This window comes from Acidovorax sp., from assembly GCF_021287135.1.
Taxonomy (GTDB): domain Bacteria; phylum Pseudomonadota; class Gammaproteobacteria; order Burkholderiales; family Burkholderiaceae_C; genus Acidovorax.
Genome location: NZ_JAJTBB010000069.1, coordinates 48,918 through 73,180 on the forward strand (window position 1 = coordinate 48,918; position 24,263 = coordinate 73,180).

23 protein-coding genes are annotated in these 24,263 nt (G+C 64.7%); all 23 read left to right on the forward strand.

The window, feature by feature from the left end:
* Position 1: 1 nt before the first annotated feature.
* Positions 2 to 2,392, forward strand: a complete 2,391-nt coding sequence (gene gspD, locus LWW96_RS16145) for a type II secretion system secretin GspD (protein ID WP_291488752.1) — start codon at positions 2 to 4, stop codon at positions 2,390 to 2,392.
* 79 nt (positions 2,393 to 2,471) lie between these two features.
* A complete protein-coding gene (locus LWW96_RS16150) occupies positions 2,472 to 2,918 on the forward strand; it encodes a hypothetical protein (protein ID WP_291488754.1) in 447 nt (148 codons plus the stop codon).
* A 172-nt stretch (positions 2,919 to 3,090) separates the two neighbouring features.
* Positions 3,091 to 4,041: a hypothetical protein gene (locus tag LWW96_RS16155; protein ID WP_291488756.1), complete on the forward strand. Its 951-nt coding sequence runs from the start codon at positions 3,091 to 3,093 to the stop codon at positions 4,039 to 4,041.
* Positions 4,042 to 4,419: 378 nt separating this feature from the next.
* Positions 4,420 to 5,289, forward strand: a complete 870-nt coding sequence (locus LWW96_RS16160) for a VCBS repeat-containing protein (RefSeq protein WP_291488758.1) — start codon at positions 4,420 to 4,422, stop codon at positions 5,287 to 5,289.
* A gap of 23 nt (positions 5,290 to 5,312) precedes the next feature.
* On the forward strand, positions 5,313 to 6,206 hold the full coding sequence (locus tag LWW96_RS16165) for a peptidyl-prolyl cis-trans isomerase (RefSeq protein ID WP_291488760.1): 894 nt from the start codon (positions 5,313 to 5,315) through the stop codon (positions 6,204 to 6,206).
* Between the two features lie 163 nt (positions 6,207 to 6,369).
* Positions 6,370 to 7,347 carry a glycosyltransferase family A protein gene (locus LWW96_RS16170; RefSeq protein WP_291488762.1) on the forward strand — a complete coding sequence of 326 codons (978 nt, stop codon included), beginning with the start codon at positions 6,370 to 6,372 and terminating at the stop codon, positions 7,345 to 7,347.
* A gap of 2 nt (positions 7,348 to 7,349) precedes the next feature.
* Positions 7,350 to 8,573: a glycosyltransferase family 4 protein gene (locus tag LWW96_RS16175; RefSeq protein ID WP_291488764.1), complete on the forward strand. Its 1,224-nt coding sequence runs from the start codon at positions 7,350 to 7,352 to the stop codon at positions 8,571 to 8,573.
* A complete protein-coding gene (locus LWW96_RS16180; RefSeq protein WP_291488766.1) occupies positions 8,573 to 9,493 on the forward strand; it encodes an NAD-dependent epimerase/dehydratase family protein in 921 nt (306 codons plus the stop codon). The genes LWW96_RS16175 and LWW96_RS16180 overlap by 1 nt, the downstream gene beginning before the upstream one ends.
* Positions 9,490 to 10,320: an ABC transporter permease gene (locus LWW96_RS16185; RefSeq protein ID WP_291488769.1), complete on the forward strand. Its 831-nt coding sequence runs from the start codon at positions 9,490 to 9,492 to the stop codon at positions 10,318 to 10,320. The genes LWW96_RS16180 and LWW96_RS16185 overlap by 4 nt, the downstream gene beginning before the upstream one ends.
* A gap of 4 nt (positions 10,321 to 10,324) precedes the next feature.
* On the forward strand, positions 10,325 to 11,560 hold the full coding sequence (locus tag LWW96_RS16190) for an ABC transporter ATP-binding protein (RefSeq protein WP_291488771.1): 1,236 nt from the start codon (positions 10,325 to 10,327) through the stop codon (positions 11,558 to 11,560).
* Positions 11,560 to 12,465: a hypothetical protein gene (locus tag LWW96_RS16195; protein WP_291488773.1), complete on the forward strand. Its 906-nt coding sequence runs from the start codon at positions 11,560 to 11,562 to the stop codon at positions 12,463 to 12,465. Before LWW96_RS16190 ends, LWW96_RS16195 begins: the two co-directional genes overlap by 1 nt.
* Positions 12,462 to 13,478 carry a methyltransferase domain-containing protein gene (locus LWW96_RS16200; protein ID WP_291488775.1) on the forward strand — a complete coding sequence of 339 codons (1,017 nt, stop codon included), beginning with the start codon at positions 12,462 to 12,464 and terminating at the stop codon, positions 13,476 to 13,478. The genes LWW96_RS16195 and LWW96_RS16200 overlap by 4 nt, the downstream gene beginning before the upstream one ends.
* 18 nt (positions 13,479 to 13,496) lie before the next feature.
* A complete protein-coding gene (locus tag LWW96_RS16205) occupies positions 13,497 to 14,147 on the forward strand; it encodes an acyltransferase (protein ID WP_291488777.1) in 651 nt (216 codons plus the stop codon).
* Positions 14,144 to 14,854 (forward strand): lytic transglycosylase domain-containing protein, encoded by a 711-nt coding sequence (locus tag LWW96_RS16210; protein WP_291488779.1) that lies wholly within the window; start codon positions 14,144 to 14,146, stop codon positions 14,852 to 14,854. The genes LWW96_RS16205 and LWW96_RS16210 overlap by 4 nt, the downstream gene beginning before the upstream one ends.
* Positions 14,855 to 15,049: 195 nt before the next feature.
* Positions 15,050 to 16,153 carry a glycosyltransferase gene (locus LWW96_RS16215; protein WP_291488781.1) on the forward strand — a complete coding sequence of 368 codons (1,104 nt, stop codon included), beginning with the start codon at positions 15,050 to 15,052 and terminating at the stop codon, positions 16,151 to 16,153.
* Positions 16,154 to 16,267: 114 nt separating this feature from the next.
* Positions 16,268 to 17,158 (forward strand): acetylglutamate kinase, encoded by an 891-nt coding sequence (gene argB / locus LWW96_RS16220; protein ID WP_291488783.1) that lies wholly within the window; start codon positions 16,268 to 16,270, stop codon positions 17,156 to 17,158.
* Between the two features lie 12 nt (positions 17,159 to 17,170).
* Positions 17,171 to 17,869, forward strand: a complete 699-nt coding sequence (locus LWW96_RS16225) for a response regulator transcription factor (protein WP_291488785.1) — start codon at positions 17,171 to 17,173, stop codon at positions 17,867 to 17,869.
* Positions 17,870 to 17,954: 85 nt separating this feature from the next.
* Positions 17,955 to 19,406, forward strand: a complete 1,452-nt coding sequence (locus tag LWW96_RS16230; RefSeq protein ID WP_291488787.1) for a sensor histidine kinase — start codon at positions 17,955 to 17,957, stop codon at positions 19,404 to 19,406.
* A gap of 305 nt (positions 19,407 to 19,711) precedes the next feature.
* Entirely contained in the window at positions 19,712 to 20,374 is a 663-nt protein-coding gene (gene slmA, locus LWW96_RS16235; RefSeq protein WP_291488789.1) for a nucleoid occlusion factor SlmA, read from the forward strand.
* A gap of 148 nt (positions 20,375 to 20,522) precedes the next feature.
* Positions 20,523 to 21,260, forward strand: coding sequence for a TetR/AcrR family transcriptional regulator (locus LWW96_RS16240; protein WP_291488791.1), 738 nt, complete (start codon positions 20,523 to 20,525; stop codon positions 21,258 to 21,260).
* A 5-nt stretch (positions 21,261 to 21,265) separates the two neighbouring features.
* Positions 21,266 to 23,062 carry an acyl-CoA dehydrogenase C-terminal domain-containing protein gene (locus LWW96_RS16245; RefSeq protein ID WP_291488793.1) on the forward strand — a complete coding sequence of 599 codons (1,797 nt, stop codon included), beginning with the start codon at positions 21,266 to 21,268 and terminating at the stop codon, positions 23,060 to 23,062.
* A 61-nt stretch (positions 23,063 to 23,123) separates the two neighbouring features.
* The gene (locus LWW96_RS16250) at positions 23,124 to 23,573 is read left to right on the forward strand and encodes a DUF2147 domain-containing protein (protein WP_291488795.1); all 450 of its coding nucleotides are present in this window, start codon (positions 23,124 to 23,126) and stop codon (positions 23,571 to 23,573) included.
* Positions 23,574 to 23,694: 121 nt separating this feature from the next.
* The coding region (locus tag LWW96_RS16255; RefSeq protein WP_291488797.1) for a 3-hydroxyacyl-CoA dehydrogenase family protein at positions 23,695 to 24,263 on the forward strand (569 nt) is incomplete at its 3' end.

The following is a 24,263-nucleotide window of genomic DNA, read 5'->3' on the forward strand; positions in this document are numbered from 1 at the left end:
TATGAACATTCGGCCATCCATCCTTTTGCTGGCGCTGCTGGCTTCGGGCTGTGCCAGCACGCAAGGTGGGCCAGCTGCTGCGCCGTCCTCCCCCGCGGATACCAAGACTGCGGCGCCTGCGGCAGTGCCCGCCCCCGTGACGCCAGCATCTGCAGCGCCTGCAGTCCCTAATCCCGCGCCGGCAGATGCCGCCGCCAAAGACGGGGCCAAGGACCCAGCCAAAAAGCCGACAACTTCCACCAGCAAGGTGTTCCCGGGCAACGACCAGTTCGTCAAGGGTGATGTAGCACCGAAAGTGGACCCCGTCCTGGCCCGCGGCGACAAGGTTTCCCTCAATTTCGAGAACGTCACTGTCAGCAATCTGGCTGTGGCCTTGCTGGGCGACCTGCTCAAGCTGAACTACACCATCGACGCAGGCGGTGAAACCGTGGTCAGCCTGAGCACCCGGCAACCGCTGGCGCGCAGCCAGGTGCTGGACGTGCTGGACGCCGTCCTCCTGCCACACGACTTGGCCATCGTCCGCGACAACGCCGGCGTGTACCACGTGACCAAACGCACGGTCACCATCGGCGCGCGGCCGGTGGTGGGGTCTTCCAAATTCAAAGACCTCGCGGGCGCCGGCACGGTCATCGTGCCGCTGAACCACATTGCCGCGGCCGAGATGGCCAAGATCCTCGCGCCCCTGGCGCCGCGGGAAGCCATTGTCTACGTGGACTCCATGCGCAACCTGCTGGTGTTGCAGGGCAGCAAGGCGCAACTGGGCGGCTGGCTTGAAATGGTGGAAGCCTTCGACGTTGACTTCCTCTCTGGCATGTCCCTGGGCGTCTTCGTACTGGAAAACGCCAATGTCAACGTGGTGCGCGATGCACTGCAGGCCATGCTGGGCAATGACAAGTCGTCTGACCCCTATGGCGGCGGAGGCGCTTCGTCCTCAGGCGGAGCCCCCGCAGGTGCCGCTGGCGTTGCGGGCGGCAGTGGAGGCGCGGGCGCGGCCAGCAGCATGGGCGCCCAGATCGCCAACCCGCTGGGCGGGCTCATTCGCCTGTTCCCGGTGGAACGCCTCAACGCCATCGTGGTGGTCACGCCGCGCAGCCATCTGTTGGCACAGGTGGAAACCTGGATCCGGCGCCTGGACCGCCCCACCGATGCCATGGAGGCCGGGCTGTTCGTGTATCCCGTGCAGAACGGATCGGCGCTGCAACTGGCGGAAATGCTCAACGGCCTGTTCAGCGGTCAGTCGGGGGCAGCCCGTTCTGGGGGGGTGGCAGCCGGGGCGGCGCCAACGCAGTTTGGGCAAGGGGTCGGTCTTGGGGGCGGTCTCGGTACGGGCAATACCAGTGCGCTCGGAAACAGCGGCAGCACAGGGTCGGGCACCAGTTCCATGGGCACCGCGTTCGGCGTGACGGGCAACAGGACGGCCTCGAACAACACATCGCTCACGTCAACCAGCCAGTTGGAAGGCAATGTGCGCGTGGTTGCGGACGAGAAGCGCAATGCGCTGCTGATTCGTGCGCCGCGCACCGAATACCGCCGGATCGAGCAGGCGTTGCGCGAACTGGACAAGGCGCCGATGCAGATCCTGATCGAAGCCAGCATTGTGGAGGTGAGCCTTACGGGCAATCTTTCCTACGGTTTGGAGTGGTACTTGCAAAACGACCTCAGCAATGGGCGCGAGGGGCGGGCATTGCTGAACATGAATAAGAGTGGCGATATCTCGGCCAAACAGCCGGGCTTTTCCTACACCATCATCAACAAGGCAAATGCGGTGCGTGCCACCCTCAATGCGCTCAGTGACAAATCCCAGGTGCGGCTGCTATCCAATCCGTCGTTATTGGTTCTGAACAACCACAGTGCCACCATTCAGGTCGGTCGGCAGCAGCCTATCAAATCGTCGACCTCTGTCACCACTGGCAATCTGGTCACAGAGTCCATCGTCTACAAAGACACTGGGGTGGTACTTGCCGTTACGCCCTCGGTCAATGCAGGGGGGTTGATCACGTTGGACATCTCTCAACAGGTGACCGACGTGGGTGAGACAGACACCGCGACACAACAACGTTTTTTCCAGACACGGCAAATTCAGACCCGTGTCGCCGTACGCTCGGGCGAACCCATCGTGTTGGGTGGGTTGATCCGCGAAAACGACAGTGGATCTCGTTCGGGCGTGCCCGGGCTGGCAGATATCCCGTTGCTGGGCGCCTTGTTCTCGACCACGACCAACACGCGAGACCGCACAGAACTGCTGGTTTTGATGACGCCGCGTGTCTTGGAAGATGACGATCAACTGCGTTCTGCCAGTGCCGAAATGCGGGAGCGCATGCGTTCTCTGTCCTTGCAAGCCCAGCCCATGGGCATCAAGCCGGCAGACACCCCGCTGCAACCGTGGCGTTGAAGCGGGACGTTGGGGCCGGAGCATGTTGCTCCGACTCCACACATATATATAAACGATAGTCAACCAGGAGATCCATTACATGACACCAACTATCAGCCGCCGTCATCTGATCCTGGCGGCACCCGTGCTGATGACTGGCTTGGGTGGTTGCGCTGCCACCGGCGGCGTTGCCGCTTCGAGCGAAGGCAGTGAAGCGGCGCTGCTCCAGCGCGCCAAAGCCTACTGGGCGCTGATTCGCAGCAATGACCGCGTCGGGGCCTGGGCCTACGAGGAGCTTTCCAAGGATCCCAGCGCTACCCTGGAGGCGTATCTCAAGCGCGGCGGGATTGCATTTGACGCCGTGGAAGTGCGTGGCGTGAAAAGCATTGAAGGTGACCGCGCCATCCTCAACGTGTGGGCTCGCTACTCGTTGCCCCTGCTGAGAGTGCGGCGGCAGGAATCCACCGTCGAAGATGAGTGGCGCAAGATCGGTGGCGTGTGGCACCATGTGCAGCGCCGTAGTTCGTTCTTTCCAACACCCGAGTGACACTTCGTTGTTTGAGTGCAACAAACAAGCATGCGTTGGGTTTCTGGCGGAAATTGGTTGAAAAAATCGAAGGTATCAGTATAAGATTGCACCAACCCAAACGGAGTACGGATGGGTTGCAGATCCCGCACAGGGTGGGAAAGCTTCCTTCAATTATCTAAGGACTGAGAAGATGAAAAAATTTGCAATGGCAGCCGTTGCAGCCGCTGCGCTGAGTGCTGGTGTGGCGCAGGCGTACACCGTGGGTACGTTCAGCAATGGTTTCGTGGTTCCTAACGTGATCCACAACGGCGACACCGACACCACCGCTGTGGGTATCGTCAACCAATCCGGCGGCACGGTTGGCGTGTTCTGGACCTTCTTCGATGCGAACTCCAACCACGTCACCGACGGTTGCTTCGCAATGACCAACAAGGACTACGAGCCCTTCATCTGGTCGCAACAATCCGGCCAAGGTCTGGCTGGCACGCGTGGCTACCTGGTGTTCGCCGTCGGCGCTACCACTGCTGCATCCAGCGCTGCTGCTGCTTGCGCAACCAGCAACGCTGTTGTGGGTACCACCGGCTCTACCGGCCTGATCAGCGGCAGCGCGTTCCATGTGAACACCGCTGCTCAAGACGTGGCTTTCGTGCCCGTGATCGATGGCAACCTGACGTTCTCGGGTACCGGTGCTGATCTGACCAACCTGGGTCCTGACAGTCTGGTGAGCGTTGCTGGTGCACGTACTGTGCCCGTCGGTCCTTCCGCTACGCCTGCTTTCAGCATGCGTTACGCTGTGGACAGCGCCCTGGACGCTGGCCTGGAAACCCGTATCGTTGTGTGGTCGACCGGCAGCCACCGTGGCACGCACACGGTCAACATGTACGACGCTGCACAGAACCGCAAGTCTGTGAACTTCTCGCTGGCTGAAGCCGAACTGTCGTTCTTCAACCCCGAAACCATTCCTGGCCGTCCTGCCAACTTCACCGACGGCTTCATCGAATGGAGCCCTGTTGCTGCCCGTGCTGTCGGCGCACCTACTTCCGGTGCTCTGTACGACGTGGGTGGTTCGATGTTCACGTACAGCCTGATCAGCGCACCTGCTTTCGGTGCTGTGCAGTCCGTCCTGGGTTCGCACAACTAATTTTTCTCTTGCACTGCTGCGCCTTGGTGCAGCGGTGTGAAGGAAAAATATGCAATCTGACAATGCCCTCAGGGGCATCGTCTAGAAAAAGAATGGCGCCGCTTGGCGCCATTTTTTTTGGTTTCTGGAGGTGTTATGCAGTTGTTCCGTTCTGTTCGCTTGGGTTGGTTGGGGGGGCTTGCAGTCTCTGTGCTGGCTGCTTGTCAGGCACTCCCGGTTTCTGAGCCGGTCAATAATTCATTACCCCCAGCGGCCCAAGCGCCTTTTGGTGGGCCTACCCGAATCAGCCTTGATGCGCCTATGGCATGGGGAGGCCAGGCCTGGTGCACGGTGGCCTCAGGCTGCAGGTTGGTTCTTGTTGAGCATGAGGAAGGGCGATTGGCATTGCACCAGTTTGAGGGCCGGGGCTCGCGGCTACTGGACCGCCAGCCCCTGGCTTACCATCCTGATTCTGCCAAATGGCTGTCAGACGATCTGGTGGTAGCTGCAGTGGAAAATGCGGGAAGTCTGGATTTTTTCCGTATTGAAAACGGCCGCATGGTGCGAGTCCACCAAGCGCACGTAGGTTTTGCGCCCCGCGATGTCATCCTGGTCAGTGCATCACAGGGGCACTACAAGTTGTTGGCTACGCCCTACAGCGGTAAAGACGTCGCGTGGGTCGACTGGTACGAAGACAACCGTCAGGCCGCCTCTGTAAAGAGGACTCGTTGGTGCGAGGCGCCATGGCATCCGGTCGGGGTGATTCAGCTTCCGGGGGCCTCGGGAGGAGGGACCGCGGCCGCGTGCCTGGACGATCGCAAGGTGGTGGCCGTGTCTGAAACCGACCCCTTGGCAGCTCCGCGCGTGCTTGCCAGCTTTGATGCTGTGGCGCGCCAGGTGCGCCCATCGCCTTCAGGTCAGTGGCTGTACGTAGCCCTTGAGACGGGAGGGCGCAATGCGCGCATCCATATGCAAACCGGGGAACTCCAATGGATCGCTTCCCCTCTGACGGGCAGCGTCGCGGTTGCACCTCTCGCGGACGATCTAGTCGCCTGGGGCGAGGACGGCAAGTTGTACCTCCAGCGGCTGGATCCCGAGGGCAGGGTGCTGGAGACGCGATGGATAAAGACCAGCGGTTTTTCTACGGGCCTGCAACTGATCGATCTGGATGGGGATGGCGAGCGCGACATGGTCGTGCTCAACTCTGCGGATGCGGTCGTGGATGTGATCTATGGCCCATTGTGGGATCGCGCGGTCCAACGTTTGTGATTACTTGCTTTTTCAATACTTCTATGCGTCAACTTTTGCAGAATGGGACTTTGTTTCGTATGGCAGTGGCTGTTGCTTTCTCGGCCATGGCTTCTGTAACTGCGGCGGCTGAACCCTTGGTCAAACTGTCCAACGGCGAGTCGATCACCCAGGATGACTTTTCTGTTTATCTGGAGCGGCGGGTAGATCTGCGGGCGTCGGGCCGGAACATCTGGGGAGTGCAGACGACGTTGCGTGAAATGGCGCTGGTTCGGGCGCTGATGCTGGAGGGGGCCGCCATCGGCGTGCCCCGTGACGAGGGCAGGGGTGAGCTACGATTTGACGACGTGTATGCGCAAGCGGTTTACACCAAGCTCGCACCGGCTTGCAAGCCCCCCGCGGACGAGGCTGAATCGCGTAAGTACTTTGAGGAGCATCCTCGGGCATTTCGCGTTCCTGCGATGGCCCGGCTGAGCCGCATCATCCTGCCGGCGAGTGAAGTCGTTGAAGGTGAGCCTGCAACTGCTTGGCTGCTAAAGGAGGTGCAAGCCGTTGCCACGGGCAAGAGCACTTTCGAGGAGGTGGCAAAGCAGGCCGAGGGGATCTACAAGCTGGACCCGCAGGGCGACCTCGGCTGGATTACGCTGTTTGAGGAGGATGCTAGCGTGTTGCGCGTGCTTGCTACTGCTAAGGAAGGTGAAATGGTAGGCCCGTTGCGCGAGGGGGATTTTGCGTACCTTTTCAAGGTCAATGAAAAACGCGAAGCGCAGCAACTCACATGGGAGGCTGCAGCGGTCTCCGTGCCGACACGGGCCGTCACCTTCTGTCGGCAGGAAGCCAGCAGGAAAATTCGCGAAGATCTGTTCAAAAAGTATGGCGTAGAACTGGACGGTGCCGCCATCCGTGCCCTGTTTGCGAAACAGTCTGCAGCAAAATAATCGCTGCCGCGAAGGGCTGTATGGGCTGCGGGGCGGGGTCCGCAAAGGGGCTCACATTACAATGGTTGGTTTTGCAGATCAACCGCAGCCCTGCACCGCAGCGATGCCGTGGGCTCACAGTTCGGGAAGTTCCCCGGCACGATCAGCGGCTACCCACTAGACAATGACTGACATACGCGCCTCCGTATTGATCCCCGTCAAGAACGGAGGGCCCTTTCTGGGCAAAGTGCTGGACACGGTACTGACCCAGGAAACGCCATGGCCTTTTGAGGTCCTGGTGGTGGACTCCGGATCGTCCGATGGCTCTGTGGAATGTGCGCGGCAGCGCGGCGTGCGGGTGGAAACCATTCCCGCCTCCGAATTCGGGCATGGGCGGACGCGCAATCAGCTGGCTTCGATGGCCCGGGGGGAGTTCCTGGTGTTCATCACGCAGGATGCGCGCCCGGCAAGCGCTCAGTGGCTTCGCAACATGGTGGAGGGCTGTGACGCACAGCCTGACGTCGCGGGCGCTTTCGGACCCCATCGCGCGCATCCTGAGGCGCGGTATGTGACCCACCGGGAACTAGACCAGCACTTTGCAGGCTTTGGCGACAAGCTCTCGGTCGTTCGCCTGGAAGACCGCGCAAGGTTTGCCAGCGATCCTGGATACCGCCAGTGGCTGCACTTCTTCTCCAGTAACAACTCCTGTATCCGGCGGTCGGTCTGGGAGCAGTTGCCCTTGCCCGAGGTGGCATTCGCCGAAGACCAGACTTGGGCGCTACGCGCCATTGAGGCGGGGCATGCCAAGGCTTTTGTCCCAGATGCCGTGGTCTACCACTCGCACGACTTCGGCGTGTGGGAGACACTGCAGCGCAATTTTGACGAGGCGCGTTCGTTCAATCGCTATTTCGGCTACCGACTCCAAGGCAGCATGACCCAAGCGCTGAAGTCGGCCGTGTACCTGGCCCGGCGGGATTTCGGGTGGCTGCGCAGTGGGGGCATGCATGGCTGGCGGTTGTTCAAGGATGCTGTGTACATGGCGTTCATCGAAATGGCCCGTGTGGCGGGCCAATTCCTGGGCACACGGCACGAGCGGCTGCCGCAGTGGCTGTTGCGTTCCATTTCCCGCGACGAGCAGTTGCAGCGCGCGGGGAGGGCCTGACCATGGCGTGGAATCTTCGGCAGAAGATCTGGCGCGTGAAAGAGATGGCGCGCAAGGAGGGTGTTTTTGCAGCTTTGCGCGCGGTGGTGCGGCGCTTGCGCCAAGGGCCGGTGCACCAGATCAATGTCTTTCGACACTATGAGTTCGCGCTGCCCTACGTGCTTCCCGTTCAGCCCGGCAAAGCGGCGGCCGGCACCTTGCTGTGGTTCATTCCGGACTTCAACAGGGGCTCCGGTGGCCACCTGAACATCTTCCGCACCATCTGGCATTTGGAGCAGATGGGATATACGTCCACCATCGTGATTGCAACCCCGGTACGGCACCACGAAGCGGACGAGGCGCGCGAAGCCATCCGGGAGCACTTTTTCCCGCTCCAGGCGCAGGTGCTATTGGGTACGAGCGCGCTTCCTCCTTGCGAGTTTGCAATTGCCACGGGATGGGATACGGCCTACGCCGTGCGGGCTTTCACCGGGGCGACCCGGAAGCTGTACTTCGTGCAGGATTACGAGCCCCATTTCTATCCGGTGGGAACGGAGTCGGTGCTCGCCGAAAACACGTACCACTTCGGCTTTTTCGGTGTCACGGCAGGCGGCTGGCTGGCCCACAAGCTGTCGCAGGACTACGGAATGGTCACGCACGCGGTGGGCTTTGGCGTGGAACTGGACCGGTACCGCCGTTTGCCGCGCCGCGAGCCGAAAATCCGCAGGGTGTTCTTTTATGCCCGTCCGCCCACGCCCCGCCGAGCGTTCGAGCTCGGACTTCTGGTCCTGAATGCTGTGTGGGAGCGTATGCCCGACACGCATTTTGTCTTGGCGGGATGGGATACCGCCGCGTACCACCTTCCGTTTCCGCACCTCGCCTGCGGGACCTTGGCGCTGGATGATCTGCCGGATCTCTACAGCCAATGCGATGTGGCGTTGGTGCTGTCGTTGACCAATGCTTCATTGCTGCCCTTGGAACTGATGGCCTGCGGTTGCACCGTAGTCTCCAACCGCGGGCCGAACGTGGAATGGTTGCTGGACGACAAGGTGGCCTTGCTCGCCGAGTCATCGCCGGAAGGCCTGACTGAAGCGGTTTGCGAATTGCTGCAGGACGATGCGCGACGCCAGGCCTTGAGTGCGCGGGGAGAGTCCTTCGCCCGCTCGCAGACCTGGGATGCCGTTGCGCAGGAGTTTGAGGCCGCCTTGCTGCACGCGCGTGGCGATGGCCAGGAAGGCCATCACTGATGCGCTGCGTAATTCTGGGCGGTGCGGGCTTTCTCGGCCGCCATATCGGACGGGCCCTGGCCAACGAAGGCGCGTTGGTGTGGTCGGTGGACCGCTGCCCACCCGCAGACGTTCGTGCGTCCTGGCTGGCGGGGGAGGTGCAGGCCGATTGCTTTGACCTGGCCACCTGGTGGGACAAGGTGGGTGGTGCAGATCTGGTGGTCCATCTGGCGTCTTCCACGGTGCCGGCCACCGCCAGCGAGGACCCCATTGGCGATGTGCAGACGAACTTGGTGGGTACGTTGCGCCTGCTGCAGGACTTGCGCCGGAAGGCAGCGCGCCCCCGGCTGCTGTTTGCGTCGTCCGGCGGGGCGGTGTACGGCCGGCCGCAGACGGTGCCGCTGAGCGAATCCCATCCGACCCTGCCCATGGGGGCCTATGGCGCAACCAAGCTGGCCATTGAGCACCACCTGCGCATCGAAGAGGCGCAGCATGGCCTGCCCGTGCGGATTCTGCGGCTGAGCAATCCTTACGGCGAATGGCAGCAGCCCCATGGGGTGCAGGGCGTGATCGCGGTGTTTGCGCATCGCGCGCTCCATGCGCAGCCCCTGGATGTGTGGGGAGATGGTTCCGTGGTGCGCGATTTTGTCTACGCCGCCGATGTGGGGCGCGCTTTCGCTGCCGCATCCCGGCACGAAGGCGAAGCCAGGATCTTCAACGTGGGTGGCGGAGCCGGCCACAGCGTCAACGACATCGTGGCCACCCTTGAGCAATTGCTTGGGCGCCGGGTAGAGCGCCGGGTGTTCCCCGCGCGCCCCTTCGATCCTCCGGTGAACGTACTGGACATCTCGCGCGCGCGGGAGGAATTGCACTGGACCCCGACGGTGGCCTTTGAAGACGGTGTGTCCCGGGCGGTCGAGTGGCTGAGGACGGTCGCATGACGCCACCCACTCCAACGTCCCGCTCCGCGGCCGTATCGTCGGCCACGCCCCGCAATCCGCGTCAATTGTGGGTGCTCTGGCGCTACTGGATGGTCCGGGAGTTCAAGACCCGCTATGCCGGCTCCGTGCTGGGCTTTGCCTGGGCCTTTGTGCAGCCTTTGGCCACGCTCGCGATCTTTTACGTGCTGTTTGGCCTCGTGCTGGCCGTGCGCGTGCCGGGGCTGGACGTGGACAACGGCTATCTGCTGCATCTGCTGGCGGGGCTGGCGGTGTGGCTGCCGTTCACGGATGCCGTTGGCCGGGGGGTGGGCAGTCTTGCCGCCTATGAGGACTTTCTGCGCAAACAGCCCATGCCTGCGGAGATATTGCCCGCCGTATCGGTTGGCGGCAGCCTGCTGGTGCTGGGCATTGGCTACGGATTGCTGCTCGTGCTGGCCCTCGCGCAGGGCGTAGGGCCTTATGCCTCGATGGCTTGGCTGCCGGTGCTGGTGCTGGCGCAGATTGTGCTCACGTTCGGCCTCACTTTGCTGTTGAGCATGGCGCACTTTCTTTGGCGCGATGTCGGGTCCATGGTGGCCTTTGCGCTGCAGCTGTGGTTTTACCTGACCCCGGTGGTGTACCCGCTGGCCCAGGTGCCGGAGCGATTCCATCAATGGTTCCTGCTGAATCCGTTGGCCTGTCTGGTGCTCATGGTGCAAAGCGCCGTGCTGCACATGCCGGCGCCGGCCGGCACGCCGGTGGCGCTGGCGGTATGGGTGGTTCTGTTGGGCGGCGGGGGCTGGTGGTTCTTCCGATCCATGAAGTCGGCCTTGGGCGAGGCCTTGTAAAGCCATGACCATCCGGTTCGAAAGTATCGAGAAGACCTACACCGTGTATGCCCGTCCCCAGGACAGGCTCTGGGAGTGGGTGACGCGCACGCCGCGCCACCGGGTGCATGTGGCCCTGACCGGCGTGGATTTTGAGGTCCGCGCGGGAGAGACATTCGGCCTCATTGGCGAGAACGGGGCGGGCAAGAGCACCTTGCTGAAGATTGCCGCCGGGACCATCCGCCCCACGCGCGGGACGGTTTCGCACGAAGGCCGGGTGGCAGCGCTGCTTGAGCTGGGAGCCGGCTTCCACCCCGAGGAGTCGGGCTATGACAACATCCGCTTCATGGCGGCATTGCACGGCCTGGAGGGCGAGCCCATGGAGGACTTCGTTGTCCGGGCGACCGCATTCTCCGAACTGACCCGTGAAACCCTGGAGCGGCCGGTCAAGACATATTCGTCCGGCATGTTCATGCGGCTGGCGTTCGCGGCAGCGACGGCGATTGACCCCGACGTGCTGATCGTGGATGAGGCGCTGTCGGTGGGCGACCTGCATTTTCAGAAGAAAAGCCTGAACCGTATTCTGGAACTGCGCGAGCGCGGGGCCACGGTACTTTTCTGCTCCCACAACCTGTACCAAGTGCGCAGCCTGTGCCAGCGTGCCGCCTGGATCCACGGCGGGCGCATTCAGGCCATGGGCGCCACGGAAGACGTGGTGACAGCCTATGAGTCGCATGAGCGGCGCCGCTACGCACACCTGCGGGTGGATGCCGCTGATGCGGTAGCCAACGACCAGGCAAAGGCTGCCAGCGCGCCAGCGCCCGCACCCGTGTCTTTGGGGGCACCGCTGGTGAAGATCGCTGGGCTGACCATCGAGACCGGCGACGGCGTCAACCCCGCCCAGGTGGACTCGTTCCAGGACCTGTCCGTGGAGATCGAGATCGAGTCCTATGGACCGGCGCCATTCCATGTGCTGTTCGCAATCGTTCGGCCGGACAAGGACAATGTCTTCGGAACCAGCACGCAGTTCCGCGATGGCGGCGCTCCGCTGCAAGGCATGGGCAGCCACCGCATCCGCACGCGGTTTCCGCGGCTGCCACTGCTGTCTGGCGAATATCTCTGGAGCGTGTATGTGCTCGACGACTCGGGTATCCAGGTGCTGGACATGGCGGAGCTCATCCAGCCATTCACGGTGCTGAACCAGAAACACCGAGAGTTCGGGGTGACCTGGCTGGAGCACGAGTGGGTGCTGGTGGAATGATGCGTGATTGGTCGCTGGACCTGTTCTTTCCCACGGTCGCCCGGCTGCCCACGACCCTTCCGTGGCGATGGGCTGCGCGCAGAGGGCGGGGGGAGTCTGCGGCAGAGCGCAAGCAGTTGCTGCAATGGTTAGCAGGGCTGTTCGCCCGTGTCTTTCCGCAGGCCTCGGCAGACCAGCGTGCTCAGTGGGCACGGGCGCACTTGGCCATGCTGGCCGAAGAAATGGTGGACGCTATGGCCTTCCACCGTCTGGGGCAGCCCGGCGGCCCCGCCGTTACGGTACAGGGCGTAGAGGTTGCCCGAAGCCTGTTGCGCCAAGGCCAAGGCTTCATCCTGGTCCTGAACCACTACGATCGGCTTTTGACGGCACCGGTGGCTTTGGCGCGGGAGGGGATTCCCACCAATGTGCTGACCATGCCGGTTCTGGACAATCCTGACTTGGCAGCGGCGCAAAGCCGCTTCTTGCTCCGAAAAATTCGGGGCTACACCGGGGTGACGGGTGGAAAATGGCACACCACCAGCGAAGGCTTGCGGCCCGTGCACGAAAGTCTTCGGGCGGGGCAGGGATGGGTGATCCTGGCGGACGCGTGGCGTCCCGAGTTCGGACGCTTGCGGGGCCACGCGTTTCTGGGGGGGCAGTTGAATCTGCCCACCGGCATTGAGCGCTTGGCGCAGTCCACGGGGGTTCCGCTGCTCCATGCGGCCACCTATTCCCGGCAGCCGGATCGTCTGGATGTGGTGGTCGAGGCCCTGTCGGGCACACCCAGGGAGTGTGTTGACCAGGTCATTCAGCGCCTGGAAAAAGATGTGCAGGCCCGTCCGTGGGCGTGGTGGCACTGGGGCCTGTGGGACCAGATGTGGCAGCCCAGCGCGGACCTGGAGCGAGCGGAGGAGGGGCATTCATGAGCAACGACAGCATTGACCGGTACGACTACGCCTTCGACCCCAACGGAGAAGAATGGGCGGCACGGCTGCTGCGCCGCGTGCCGCCGGACGCGGGCGCGGTGCTGGAATTGGGCCCAGGCCCCGGCGCTATGACCCGTGTCTTGCGGTCGCGGGGTCACCGGGTGACCGTGGTGGAAAACGATCCCCAGGCCCTGGAGGTGCTGCGAACGCTGGACGTGGAGATCATTTCGGGAGACCTGGAAGGCACCGGGTGGTTGGACGCGATTGCGGGCCGTCGTTTCGACGCGGTGCTGGCTTGCGATGTGCTGGAGCACCTGAGGCGCCCCGAAGAGGTGCTGCAGCGGCTCGGCGACATGGCGGCGCCCATGGGGCAAGTGGTGATCTCGGTGCCGAACATCGCTTATGCCGGCGTTCTGGCAGCGATGCGCGGCGGCGTCTTTGACTATGCAGACAAGGGTCAACTGGACCGTACCCATGTGCGTTTCTTTACCAAGCGCAGCCTGGAAAAGATGCTGCTCGACCTGGGGTGGGCGCCACGGGGCTGGGAGGCCAACCGGGTCCCGGTCGAGTGCAGCGAATTTGCGGGGCATTGGAGCGCCCTGTCCGGAGATCAGCGCCAAGCGTTGCTGGCGGGCTGGCAGGACTTTGATGCGTACCAATGGATGGTTGTCGCCACGCTGTCCGCGGATGCGCCCCGGTGGGAACTCGTGGAGGCACGGCGCGATGTGGACAAGCTGCGGGAGGAGTTGCAGGCGTTGACGGTGGTGCACCAGCGCGAGCGTGCCTCGCTGCTGGAGCACCAAAAAGCCTTTGCCGAAGCCAAGGACGCTATCGCGAAAATGCAATCGGAAATTCGAGGGCTTTGCTCCGACATGGAAGTGCTGCGGGTGGAAAAGCGCATGGTTGAGGCCGAACTGGTAGCTTTGAAGGCCCAGCCCCAACCCGAACCGCCTCCCCAGAATCCCTGGGTCCGGCGGTGGAACAGGCTCCTGGGCCGCTCGGCCGGGCATTGACGGAACTGAGGCAGCCACATGTTGCTGGGGGTTCCTGATTTTGTCGCGTCCCATGTGGGCATTGACAGCCTGGGTGCGGAATGCCGGGTCGACCCGACGGTGTCGGTCATGCGGTTCGGAGAGCGGGCCGGCGTGCTGATGCTCGCGGAGGGGGTGAGCCTCTACGCGCAAACTCGGCTGGTGCTCGGGGACGTGGTGGCGGACCCCTGCGTAGGAATACGGATCGGGGCGCGCACCATCGTCAACGTGGGCTGCTACCTGTCAGGCGAAGGGGGGCTCGAGATTGGCGAAGATGTGCTGATCGGCCCCCACGCAAAACTGCTGTCTGCGGGCCATGCGATCGATGAAGGCGATGCCATCATTGCGCGCAACCGCATTACCCGCGGAAGGATCCGTGTGGAGGACGGCGCCTGGATCGGCGCGGGCGCCATTGTGCTGGAAGGGGTGACCATCGGCCGCGGCGCGGTGGTGGCCGCGGGCGCCTTGGTGCGGCAGGATGTGCCGGCGGGCATGGTGGCTGCCGGGATGCCCGCGCGGCTGGTTCGGTCGCGCCGTGGAGACGCCTGGCCGGCAGTGGCGCCGGTCCCTCAGGAGCCGGCGTCGGGGTTGCGCCGGATTCGCGCGCTGGTACGGGATGTTGTATGCAAAGGACGCAGGGTTTCCAAATGACGTCAAAGTCGCTGTTGCGCCAGGATCTGGCAGAGCGGGGAGGCCGCCGCCACCGGCGCACCCCGTTGCGCCGGTGGGGCGCGCTTTGCCTGGGGCTGCTGGCCGCCCTGACGGCACCGTTCGCCTGGGCCAACCAGATCTGGGAGTTTGTCGACGGCGACGGTGTGACGCACATCGGCAATGTTCCCCCTTCGGCGGCTGCTTCGCGGGGCGTGGTGTGGCTGGGCCAGGTGCCTGCTGCTTCGTTGAAGGGCAAGGGCGGTAGTGTTTCTGCCACGCGGCTGCCGGGCTATGAAGACGTCAAGCAACACCTGGAAGACGCAGCCGCGGCGCAGTCGCTGGATCCTGCCTTCGTGATTGCCGTCGCGGCGGCGGAGTCGGCCTTCAATGTGAAGGCGGTCTCGCGCAAGGGCGCGTTGGGGCTCATGCAGGTCATGCCGGCGACGGCCGAGCGCTACGGTGTCGCGGCGCGCCCCGCCTCAGCCGGCGAGCATGCCGCGATGGAGCCCAAGGTGAATGCACAGATCGGCACCCGCTACCTGGCGGACCTGCTGCGCATGTTCGATGGGGACAAGGAACTGGCATTGGCGGCCTACAACGCCGGGGAAGGGGCCGTGCTCAAGTATGGCCGGCAAATCCCCCCCTATCCGGAAACCCAGCAGTATGTGGAAAAGGTCATGCGGTTCTACCGCAGCCTGCTCCGGTAGCCCAGCGCCTCCCCTTGTGCCTGCTCCTTCGAATTTTTTATCCGCCCGGTCCGATCACAGCGGGATGGCTCTGCCGGGCCGCGGTGCGCGCATCGAATTGAATCTAGGTGCCTGTTTAGGACCTCGCAGGGGGCGCGCAGCGGGTAAACAGGCACTTACAGGCGCCGACTTCACTGCGAGTACCATCGGCCGCTCATGATCTGGTTATCCGTGGTGGCATTCATCGTGGCGGCGTTGGCTGCAGGTTTCATCGTGCGGTGGATGCGCAGCCATGCTTCGGTGTACGGCAACGGGATGCCGCAGCGTTTCCATCTGGGAGACGTTCCCCGCCTGGGCGGCGTGGCCCTGCTGGTGGGCATTGCGTTCGGCTGGGGGTTGGGCGTGCTGCAATCGTTGCGCTGGGGTGATCCGGGCTCGCTGAAGCTGGGCTGGTGGGCGGGCGGCTGGCTGGTGGCACTGCTGCCGGCCGCGCTGGGAGGAATTGTCGAAGACATGACCCAGCGTCTGTCAGTGCGCTACCGACTGACCCTGACCGGGGCTTCCGGCGTGCTGGCCGTGCTCCTGCTCGATCTGGCGCTGCCGCGCACCGGCTGGCCTTGGCTCGATTCCCTGCTGGCCGCAGCGCCCTGGATCGGAGTGGGCATCGTGGTACTGGCCGTGGCGGGGTTGCCCCATGCGTTCAACATCATCGACGGGTACAACGGGCTGGCGGGCATGGTGGCGTTGATTGTCTGCCTGGCGCTGGCCCACGTGGCGCTGCAGGTGGGCGACCGGGCCCTGGCGGCGCTGCTGGTGTCCACCGCGGCGGCCACCGGGGGATTTCTGGTGTGGAACTACCCCCGCGGCATGCTGTTTGCGGGCGACGGCGGAGCCTACGTGTGGGGCGGGGTGATCGCGCTGGCCAGCATTTCGCTGGTGCAGCGCAACGCGGACGTCTCGCCGTGGTTTCCCATGCTGCTCCTGATCTACCCGGTGTGGGAAACCCTGTTCTCAATCTACCGCAAGGCGGTGCGCGGCGTGTCCCCTGGGGTGGCGGACGCCCTGCATTTTCACCAGCTCATCTACCGGCGCATCGTGCGTGGCGTGTTCCACGACGACGAGTCGCGCCGCGTGCTGATGCGCAACAACCGCACCTCGCCCTACTTGTGGGGCTTCACCTTGCTCACCGTGGTGCCGGCCGTGCTGTTCTGGGGCAATACCCCCTTGCTGATGGCGTTCTGCTGCCTGTTTGTCATCAGCTACGTGATGGCGTATTTCGCCATCGTGCGCTTCAAGGTTCCGAGCTGGCTGCGCCACTGAGCGCCCCAGCTGCTGCCCGTCGTCAGCTGCGATCGCCGGGGCCCGGCCTGCGCGGCGCGCGAATGCGGCACAATTTGCGCCTCACCGTTTTTCATCTCTGGATGGCCCGCCTCCATGACCGACCTTCTTTCGATTGCCCCGCGCGACAAGGCTGAAATCCTGGCCCAGGCGCTGCCTTACATCCGCAAGTTCCATGGCAAGACCATGGTCATCAAGTACGGCGGCAACGCCATGACCGACCCGGCGCTGCAGGCCGACTTTGCCGAGGACGTGGTGCTGCTCAAGCTGGTGGGCATGAACCCCGTGGTGGTGCACGGCGGCGGCCCGCAGATCGAGACCGCCCTCAACCGCCTGGGCAAGAAGGGCCAGTTCATCCAGGGCATGCGCGTGACCGATGCCGAAACCATGGAAGTGGTCGAGTGGGTGCTGGCCGGCGAGGTGCAGCAAGACATCGTGGGGCTGATTCACCAGGCCGGCGGCAAGGCCGTGGGCCTGACGGGGCGCGACGGCGGCATGATCCGCGCGCAAAAGCTCAAGATGGTGGACAGCAAGGACCCCACCATCGAGCACGACGTGGGCCAGGTGGGCGACATCGTCTCCATCGATCCGAGCGTGGTCAAGGCGCTGCAGGACGATGCGTTCATTCCCGTCATCAGTCCCATCGGCTTTGGCGAGAACAACGAGAGCTACAACATCAACGCCGATGTGGTGGCCAGCAAGCTGGCCACGGTGCTGCAGGCGGAAAAGCTCATGCTGCTGACCAACACGCCCGGCGTGCTGGACAAGCAGGGCAACCTGCTGACCGACCTCTCGGCGCGCGAGATCGACGCGCTGTTCGCCGACGGCACCATCTCCGGTGGCATGCTGCCCAAGATCGCCGGGGCGCTGGATGCTGCCAAGGCCGGCGTGCACGCGGTGCACATCATCGACGGCCGTGTGCCCCACTCCATGCTGCTCGAGATCCTGACCGATCAGGCCTACGGCACGATGATCCGGTCGCACTGACCTTTTTGCACCATGCGCCTGCTTCTGGTCGAGGACGATGTGATGGTCGCCAGCGGCATCAAGCTGGGCCTGACCGATGCAGGCTACGCCGTGGACTGGGTCGGCAGCGGCGAGCGGGCCGAGGAGGTGCTGCGCAGCGAGTCCTTCGACGCCGCTATCATCGACATCGGCCTGCCGGCCATGGACGGGCTGGAGCTGACCCGGCGGTTGCGCCGCCCGGACATGGTGAGCCATGCCATGCCGGTGCTGATCCTCACGGCGCGCGACGCCTTGCACGACCGCGTGCAGGGGCTGGACCTGGGGGCGGACGACTACATGGTCAAGCCGTTCGAGCTGCCCGAGCTGCTCGCGCGCCTGCGGGCCCTGCTGCGCCGATCGCAGGCCGCCACCACGGCCGTGCTGAGCTTCGGTCCGCTGGAGCTGGACACCGCGGGCCGCCGTGCGAGCGTGCGCACCCCCGCGGGCGACTCCGTGGTGATTGAGCTGGGCCCCCGCGAGTGGACGGTCCTCGAATACCTGCTGATCCACGCGCCCAAGCCGGCCAGCAAGGACAAGCTGCTGCAGGCTTTGACCGGATGGGACAAGGAGATCACGCCCAACGCGGTGGAGGTCTACGTCTCCCGCCTGCGGGGCAAGCTGGAGCCGCACGGCGTGGCGCTGCGCTCCATCCGGGGGTTCGGCTACCGGCTTGAGCTGCAGGCGAGCGCCTGAGGCCTGACGGCCACCACTGCGCCGAGCACCGACTGCCATGCGCCCCTCCCGGTCACCGCAAACCGCACGGCCTGGGCTGCGGGCCATGACTTCCGACCTGCGCAACCGGCTGCTGCTGCTGCTGGTGCTGCCGCTGTGTCTGCTGGCACTGGCGGGCGTCTGGCTGGACTACCGCTCGGCCGATGAAGCGGCGGGCCAGCACGACCAGCGCCTGCTGCGCTTGCTGCCCGCGCTGGCCGACTCGGTGCTGGCGCCCGCCATCCGTGACAACGAACCGCCCTTGCTGCTGCTGGCGCCCCCCGTGGAGGACTTTCTGCGCCAGAACGGCGGCTTCGCGGGCTACAGCGTGCGCGACGTGCAGGGCAAGCTGCTGCTGGGCGATGACTGGGTGCAAGGGGCGGTGCCGACCACCCACGCGCCGGAGTTCCACAGCGTTGAATTTGGTGGCGTGACCTACCGCATCGCGGTGCAGCGCGGCCGTACCGGCGCGGGTGAATTGGTGGTGGCCCTGGCCGATGGGTCCGACCCGCGCCAGCAGTGGGCGCAGCAGCTGTTGCTGCGCGTGCTGCTGCCCAACCTGCTGCTGGTGGCGGCGGCAGCGCTGGCCATCCACTGGGCGGTCGGCCGCGCGTTCAAGCCGCTGGTAGACCTGGCCGAGGCGGTCGAGCACCGGTCTCCGCGGGACCTCAGCCCCATTGACGAAGCGGCATCGCCCACCGAGGTGCGCCCGCTGGTCCATTCCCTGAACCGCCTGTTCGCGCTGGTCAACGCCCAGGCCGAGGGCCAGCGCCGGTTCGTTGCCGACGCCGCCCACCAGTTGCGCACGCCCCTGGCGGGCCTGCAGGCCCAGGTGGAGGCGTGGGCCATGATGGCGAAGGCCGCAGCCCCACCGCGCGCGTCCGCGCAAGAGTTTGGGCAAAAAGTGCCACCAGCGCTTGATGGGCAAGCGCGAGGCGCTATTGTTTTAGGAGTTGATCAGATCGAGAAGCTGCGCAATGCCACGCGCCGCACCTCGCAGCTGGCGCACCAGTTGCTCGCGCTGTCGCGCGCCGATGCGCGCAGCCTGGATGCGCAGCCCCCGCAGCGGGTGGACCTCAAGGACCTGTGCGAGACGCTGCTGGAAGCCTTTCTGGACCCGGCCATGGGCAAGGGCCTGGACTTGGGCCTGGAAGTCCAGCCGGTGCATGTGACGGGCCATGGCTGGCTGCTGCGCGAACTGATCTCCAATCTCATCGACAACGCCATCAAGTACACGCCGGCCGGTGGCGTGGTCACCATCCGCTGCGGCATGCGGCAGGGGCGGGCAGGGCCGCCGCGGGTGTTTGTCGAGGTGGAAGACGACGGTCCCGGCGTGCCCGAGGCCGAGCGCGCCCGGGTCATGCAGCGCTTTTACCGCGTGCCCGGCACGGTCGGGGAGGGCACGGGCCTGGGCCTGGCCATTGCCGATGAGATCGCGCGGGTGCACCGGGCTGCACTGACGCTGGGCACGGGCCCCCAGGGGCGCGGCCTGGTCGTCACGGTGGTCTTTCCGTCCTAGTGTCCCGAGTTGGAAGTTCGTTGATGAAATAAAGAGGCTGAAATCGTCGTCAGGCCAGGCGCAAACCGGGTGCTATCGCGAGGATTGGCACCGCAGCATGGCGGCGATTCTCGGCCTCTTGATGAAACGAATCTCCAACGCGGGACACTGGGGTGCCAGGCAGGCCCACTGCGGCGGGGTGGGGCGGGCGGGGGCGCGCTCACAGCGCTGTGCGAGAATCATTTCCACACATGACTTACGCCCAGCCGTACCGGCCTGGGCCCTTGCGCTACCGGCCCATCCGGCCCCTTCCGAGCTCCATCCGCATGTCCGAACTCTCGCCCCTTCCCGTGCCAGCCCGCAACGACGGCGAGGCCGACGCCCCCGCCGCGCGCAAGCGGCCCAAGCCGGGCGAGCGGCGCGTTCAGATCCTGCAAGCCTTGGCCGAGATGCTGGAGCAGCCCGGGGCTGAGCGCATCACCACCGCTGCGCTGGCGGCGCGCCTGTCGGTGAGCGAAGCCGCCCTGTACCGCCACTTCGCCAGCAAGGCGCAGATGTTCGAGGGCCTGATCGACTTCATTGAGCAGACCGTGTTCACGCTGGTGGCGCAGATCACCGGCCGCGACGTTCCCGACCCCGCCCAGGCGCCGGATGTCGGTGCTCGGCAGGCCGCACGCATCGTGGCCCTGCTGCTGCAGTTTGGCGAGCGCAACCCGGGCATGGTCCGGGTGATGGTGGGCGATGCGCTGGTGTTCGAGCATGAGCGCCTGCAGCAGCGCATGAACCAGTTCTTCGACCGCATCGAGTCCACGCTGCGCCAGTGCCTGCGTCCGGCCGCGGCTGCGTCGGCCACGCCCACCGTGGACGCGCAGGTGGCCGCCTCCGTGCTCACGGCGTTTGCCGTGGGGCGCCTGCAGCGCTATGCGCGTTCGGGGTTCAAGCGGCTGCCATCGGAGCACCTGGACGCCAGCCTGGCGCTGATCCTTTAGCCGCGCCGGGGCCACGGCTCCGGTTCCGGCGGGAACCCGGTGGCGCCCCTGCAACGCGTGCTGGGGTTCTCTCCCTATTTTTGCCAAGGGTTTTGGCCCGTCATGGAATTTGCTGCAAAATAGAACGAACGTTCGTTTTATTTGCCGCATGTCCGCCACCCTCGATCCCCGTCCGGCCACCCGTGTCCCGCGCGCGCGCAGCGGCACCGGGCGCGCCCTGCAAAAAGGCCAGCAGACCAAGGCTGCCATCGTCGAGGCGGCGCTGGGCCTGGCCACGCACATCGGGCTGGAAGGCCTGTCCATCGGGGCGCTGGCCGATGTCACCGGCATGAGCAAGTCGGGCGTGTTCGCCCACTTCGGCTCGCGCGAAGAGCTGCAGATCTCCGTCATCCGCGAATACCACACCCGCTTCGAGCAGGAGGTGTTCTACCCCGCCATGACCGCGGCGCGCGGCGTGGCCCGGCTGCGTGCGCTGTTCGACAACTGGATGAAGCGCACCTCCATCGAAATTGACTCGGGCTGCATCTACATCAGCGGCGCGGTGGAGTTCGACGACCGCACCGGCCCCGTGCGCGACGCGCTGGCCAGCTCGGTGCTGACCTGGCACGCCGCCATGCGCCGCGCCATCGAGCAGTGCAAGGAACTGGGCGAGCTGCGCGCCGACACCCATGCCGAGCAGATGCTGTTCGAGATCCATGGCCTCATCCTCGCGCTGCACTACGAAGCGCGCTTCCTGCAGACGCCGGGCTCCATGGCCCGTGCCATCCAGGGTTTTCAGAACATCCTGGCGCGCTACAGCGCCGAGGCGCCGGCCGCCGCGGCAACCGCAGCCCCTGCCGTTGCCAAGCGCCGCAAAGTTTCCAACCAAACCACCTCCAAGGAGTAACCCCCATGCCTACGTACACGCCGCCGCTGCGCGACATGCAATTCGTGATGCACGAAGTGTTCAAGGTCAGCGATGAATTCAAGGCCATGCCCCCGCATGCCGAGGTGGACGTGGACACCATCAACGCGGTGATCGAAGAGGCCGGCAAGTTCGCCTCGGAAGTGATCTTCCCCCTGAACATCAGCGGCGACACCGAAGGCTGCGTGCTCGACAAGGCCACGCACGAGGTCAAGACCCCCACGGGGTTCAAAGAGGCCTACGACCAGTACGTGGAAGGCGGCTGGGCAGCCCTCTCGTGCGACCCCGCCTACGGCGGCCAGGGCCTGCCCTTCGTGCTGAACCAGTGCCTGTACGAAATGATGAACTCGGCCAACCAGGCCTGGACCATGTCCCCCGGCCTGAGCCATGGCGCCTACGAGGCCCTGCACGCGCACGGCACCGACGAGCAAAAGAAGCTGTACCTGCCCAAGCTGACCAGCGGCGAGTGGACCGGCACCATGTGCCTGACCGAGCCCCACTGCGGCACCGACCTGGGCCTGTTGCGCACCAAGGCCGAGCCCCAGGCCGACGGCACCTACAAGATCACCGGCAACAAGATCTTCATCAGCGCCGGCGAGCACGCCATGGCTGCCAACATCGTCCACCTGGTGCTGGCCCGCCTGCCCGATGCGCCCAAGGGCAGCAAGGGCATCAGCCTGTTCGTGGTGCCCAAGTTCCAGGTCAACGCCGACGGCGCGCTGGGCGAACGCAACCCGGTGTTCTGCACGGGCCTGGAGCACAAGATGGGCATCCACGGCAACGCCACCTGCCAGCTGAGCCTGGACGGCGCGGTGGGCACCCTGGTGGGCCAGCCCAACAAGGGCCTGGCCGCCATGTTTGTGATGATGAATGCTGCCCGCCTGGGCGTGGGCAACCAGTCGCTGGGCCTGACCGAAGTGGCGTATCAGAACGCCCTGGCTTACGCCAAGGACCGCTTCCAGATGCGCTCGCTCAGCGGCCCCAAGGCCCGCGACAAGGACGCCGACCCCATCATCGTGCATCCTGACGTGCGCAAGATGCTGCTCACCGCCAAGGCCTACGCCGAGGGCGGCCGCGCGCTGCAGATCTACTGCACGCTGCTGCTGGACAAGGTGCACAGCCACCCCGATGAAAAGGTGCGAGCCGAGTCCGAAGAGCTGGTGGCGCTGCTGACCCCCATCGTCAAGGCCTTCATCACCGACAACGGGCACATCAGCACCAACGCCTGCATGCAGGTCTTTGGCGGCCACGGCTTCATCAAGGAATGGGGCATGGAGCCGTTCGTGCGCGACAACCGCATCAACATGATCTACGAAGGCACCAACACCGTGCAGTCGCTGGACCTGCTGGGCCGCAAGGTGCTGGGCAACAACGGCGCCACGCTCAAGAAGTTCGGCAAGCTGGTGGGCCGGCTGGTGGAGGAAGAGGGCGTGAACGAGAAGATGGCCGAGTTCATCAACCCCATCGCCATGCTGGGCGACCAGATGACCAAGTTCACCACCGAGATCGGCTTCAAGGGCATGCAGAACCCCGATGAAGTGGGCGCCGCCGCCGTGGACTACCTGCGCGTGGCTGGCCACCTCGTGTTCGGCTACATGTTTGCCCGCATGGCCCAGGTGGCCTTGCGCGAGATCGCCGCAGGCAACACCGACCCGTTCTACCAGGCCAAGCTGCAGACGGCGCGCTTCTACTTCGCCAAGCTGTTCCCCGAGACCGCCACGCTCATGCGCACGGCCCGCGCCGGCAGCAAGGTGCTGATGGACACCGATCTGGCCCTGGCCTGATCGGATCGCCCGCCCCGGTCTTGGACACGCGGATTTCTGGTCTTTTTGCCATGGAGCGCTTATGAGACAAGCGGTAGCAGCTATTGTTTTGGTAGCGGGAGCGCTGCCGGCCTGGGCGCAGATGACGCCCGAAGGCCTGTGGCGCAACATCGACGACAAGACCGGCGAGGCCAAGGCCGAGATCCGCATCCGCGACACCGGGGGCGGCGTGCTGACCGGGGTGCTGGAAAAGCGCCTGCTCAAGGATGCCAAGCCCGACGACGTCTGTGACGAATGCTCGGACGACCGCAAGGGCAAGCCCATCCTGGGGCTGGAGATCATCCGCGGCGCCAAGAAGGCCGAGGGCAAGGAGCCTTCTCAGCCGGTGTGGGAGGGCGGCAAGATCCTCGACCCCGAGAACGGCCGCAACTACACCCTGCGCATGACGCCCGTCGAAGGCGGCAAGAAGCTGGAAGTGCGGGGCTCCATTGGCCCCTTCGGCCGTACGCAGACCTGGATCCGCATCCAGTAAGCGCTGCCCATCATTCACAACCCCCACCGTTCGCCCTGAGCAGGCCGAAGAACCACGCTTCCTCGCCACGGCTTGGGCACGCCCAGCCCGAACGGATTGATTGAACGAACCTCATCCAACCATGTCCCGATTCCAAGTGAAAAAAGTCGCCGTGCTCGGCGCAGGCGTGATGGGCGCGCAGATTGCGGCCCACCTCGTCAACGTGAAGGTGCCCGTGGTGCTGTTCGACCTGCCTGCCAAGGAAGGCCCCAAGAACGGCATCGTCACCAAGGCCGTCGAGGGCCTGAAAAAGCTCAAGCCTTCGCCCTTGGGCGTGGCCGACGACGCGGCGCTGATCCAGCAGGCCAACTACGAAGAGCACATGCACCTGCTCAAGGAATGCGACCTCGTGATCGAGGCCATTGCCGAGCGCATGGACTGGAAGCTCGACCTGTACACCAAGATCGCGCCCCATGTGGCCAAGCACGCCATCCTGGCCAGCAACACCTCGGGCCTGTCGATCACCAAGCTCAGCGAGGTGCTGCCCGAGGGCATCAAGCCGCGCTTTTGCGGGATCCACTTCTTCAATCCTCCGCGCTACATGACGCTGGTGGAGCTGATCAACACCCCCACCACGCAGCCCGAAGTGCTGGACCAGCTCGAAGCCTTCGTCACCAGCGGCCTGGGCAAGGGCGTGGTGCGCGCGCACGA

What these genes read in the sequence shown, in the direction of transcription:
- LWW96_RS16190 (WP_291488771.1), top strand. Translation starts at nt 10,325, where the DNA reads ATGACCATCCGGTTCGAAAGTATCGAGAAGACCTACACCGTGTATGCC.
- LWW96_RS16155 (WP_291488756.1), top strand. Translation starts at nt 3,091, where the DNA reads ATGAAAAAATTTGCAATGGCAGCCGTTGCAGCCGCTGCGCTGAGTGCT.
- LWW96_RS16165 (WP_291488760.1), top strand. Translation starts at nt 5,313, where the DNA reads ATGCGTCAACTTTTGCAGAATGGGACTTTGTTTCGTATGGCAGTGGCT.
- LWW96_RS16250 (WP_291488795.1), top strand. Translation starts at nt 23,124, where the DNA reads ATGAGACAAGCGGTAGCAGCTATTGTTTTGGTAGCGGGAGCGCTGCCG.
- LWW96_RS16230 (WP_291488787.1), top strand. Translation starts at nt 17,955, where the DNA reads ATGACTTCCGACCTGCGCAACCGGCTGCTGCTGCTGCTGGTGCTGCCG.
- LWW96_RS16210 (WP_291488779.1), top strand. Translation starts at nt 14,144, where the DNA reads ATGACGTCAAAGTCGCTGTTGCGCCAGGATCTGGCAGAGCGGGGAGGC.
- LWW96_RS16205 (WP_291488777.1), top strand. Translation starts at nt 13,497, where the DNA reads ATGTTGCTGGGGGTTCCTGATTTTGTCGCGTCCCATGTGGGCATTGAC.
- LWW96_RS16150 (WP_291488754.1), top strand. Translation starts at nt 2,472, where the DNA reads ATGACACCAACTATCAGCCGCCGTCATCTGATCCTGGCGGCACCCGTG.
- LWW96_RS16200 (WP_291488775.1), top strand. Translation starts at nt 12,462, where the DNA reads ATGAGCAACGACAGCATTGACCGGTACGACTACGCCTTCGACCCCAAC.
- LWW96_RS16195 (WP_291488773.1), top strand. Translation starts at nt 11,560, where the DNA reads ATGCGTGATTGGTCGCTGGACCTGTTCTTTCCCACGGTCGCCCGGCTG.
- LWW96_RS16245 (WP_291488793.1), top strand. Translation starts at nt 21,266, where the DNA reads ATGCCTACGTACACGCCGCCGCTGCGCGACATGCAATTCGTGATGCAC.
- gspD (WP_291488752.1), top strand. Translation starts at nt 2, where the DNA reads ATGAACATTCGGCCATCCATCCTTTTGCTGGCGCTGCTGGCTTCGGGC.
- LWW96_RS16225 (WP_291488785.1), top strand. Translation starts at nt 17,171, where the DNA reads ATGCGCCTGCTTCTGGTCGAGGACGATGTGATGGTCGCCAGCGGCATC.
- argB (WP_291488783.1), top strand. Translation starts at nt 16,268, where the DNA reads ATGACCGACCTTCTTTCGATTGCCCCGCGCGACAAGGCTGAAATCCTG.
- LWW96_RS16170 (WP_291488762.1), top strand. Translation starts at nt 6,370, where the DNA reads ATGACTGACATACGCGCCTCCGTATTGATCCCCGTCAAGAACGGAGGG.
- LWW96_RS16180 (WP_291488766.1), top strand. Translation starts at nt 8,573, where the DNA reads ATGCGCTGCGTAATTCTGGGCGGTGCGGGCTTTCTCGGCCGCCATATC.
- LWW96_RS16240 (WP_291488791.1), top strand. Translation starts at nt 20,523, where the DNA reads ATGTCCGCCACCCTCGATCCCCGTCCGGCCACCCGTGTCCCGCGCGCG.
- LWW96_RS16215 (WP_291488781.1), top strand. Translation starts at nt 15,050, where the DNA reads ATGATCTGGTTATCCGTGGTGGCATTCATCGTGGCGGCGTTGGCTGCA.
- LWW96_RS16175 (WP_291488764.1), top strand. Translation starts at nt 7,350, where the DNA reads ATGGCGTGGAATCTTCGGCAGAAGATCTGGCGCGTGAAAGAGATGGCG.
- LWW96_RS16185 (WP_291488769.1), top strand. Translation starts at nt 9,490, where the DNA reads ATGACGCCACCCACTCCAACGTCCCGCTCCGCGGCCGTATCGTCGGCC.
- slmA (WP_291488789.1), top strand. Translation starts at nt 19,712, where the DNA reads ATGTCCGAACTCTCGCCCCTTCCCGTGCCAGCCCGCAACGACGGCGAG.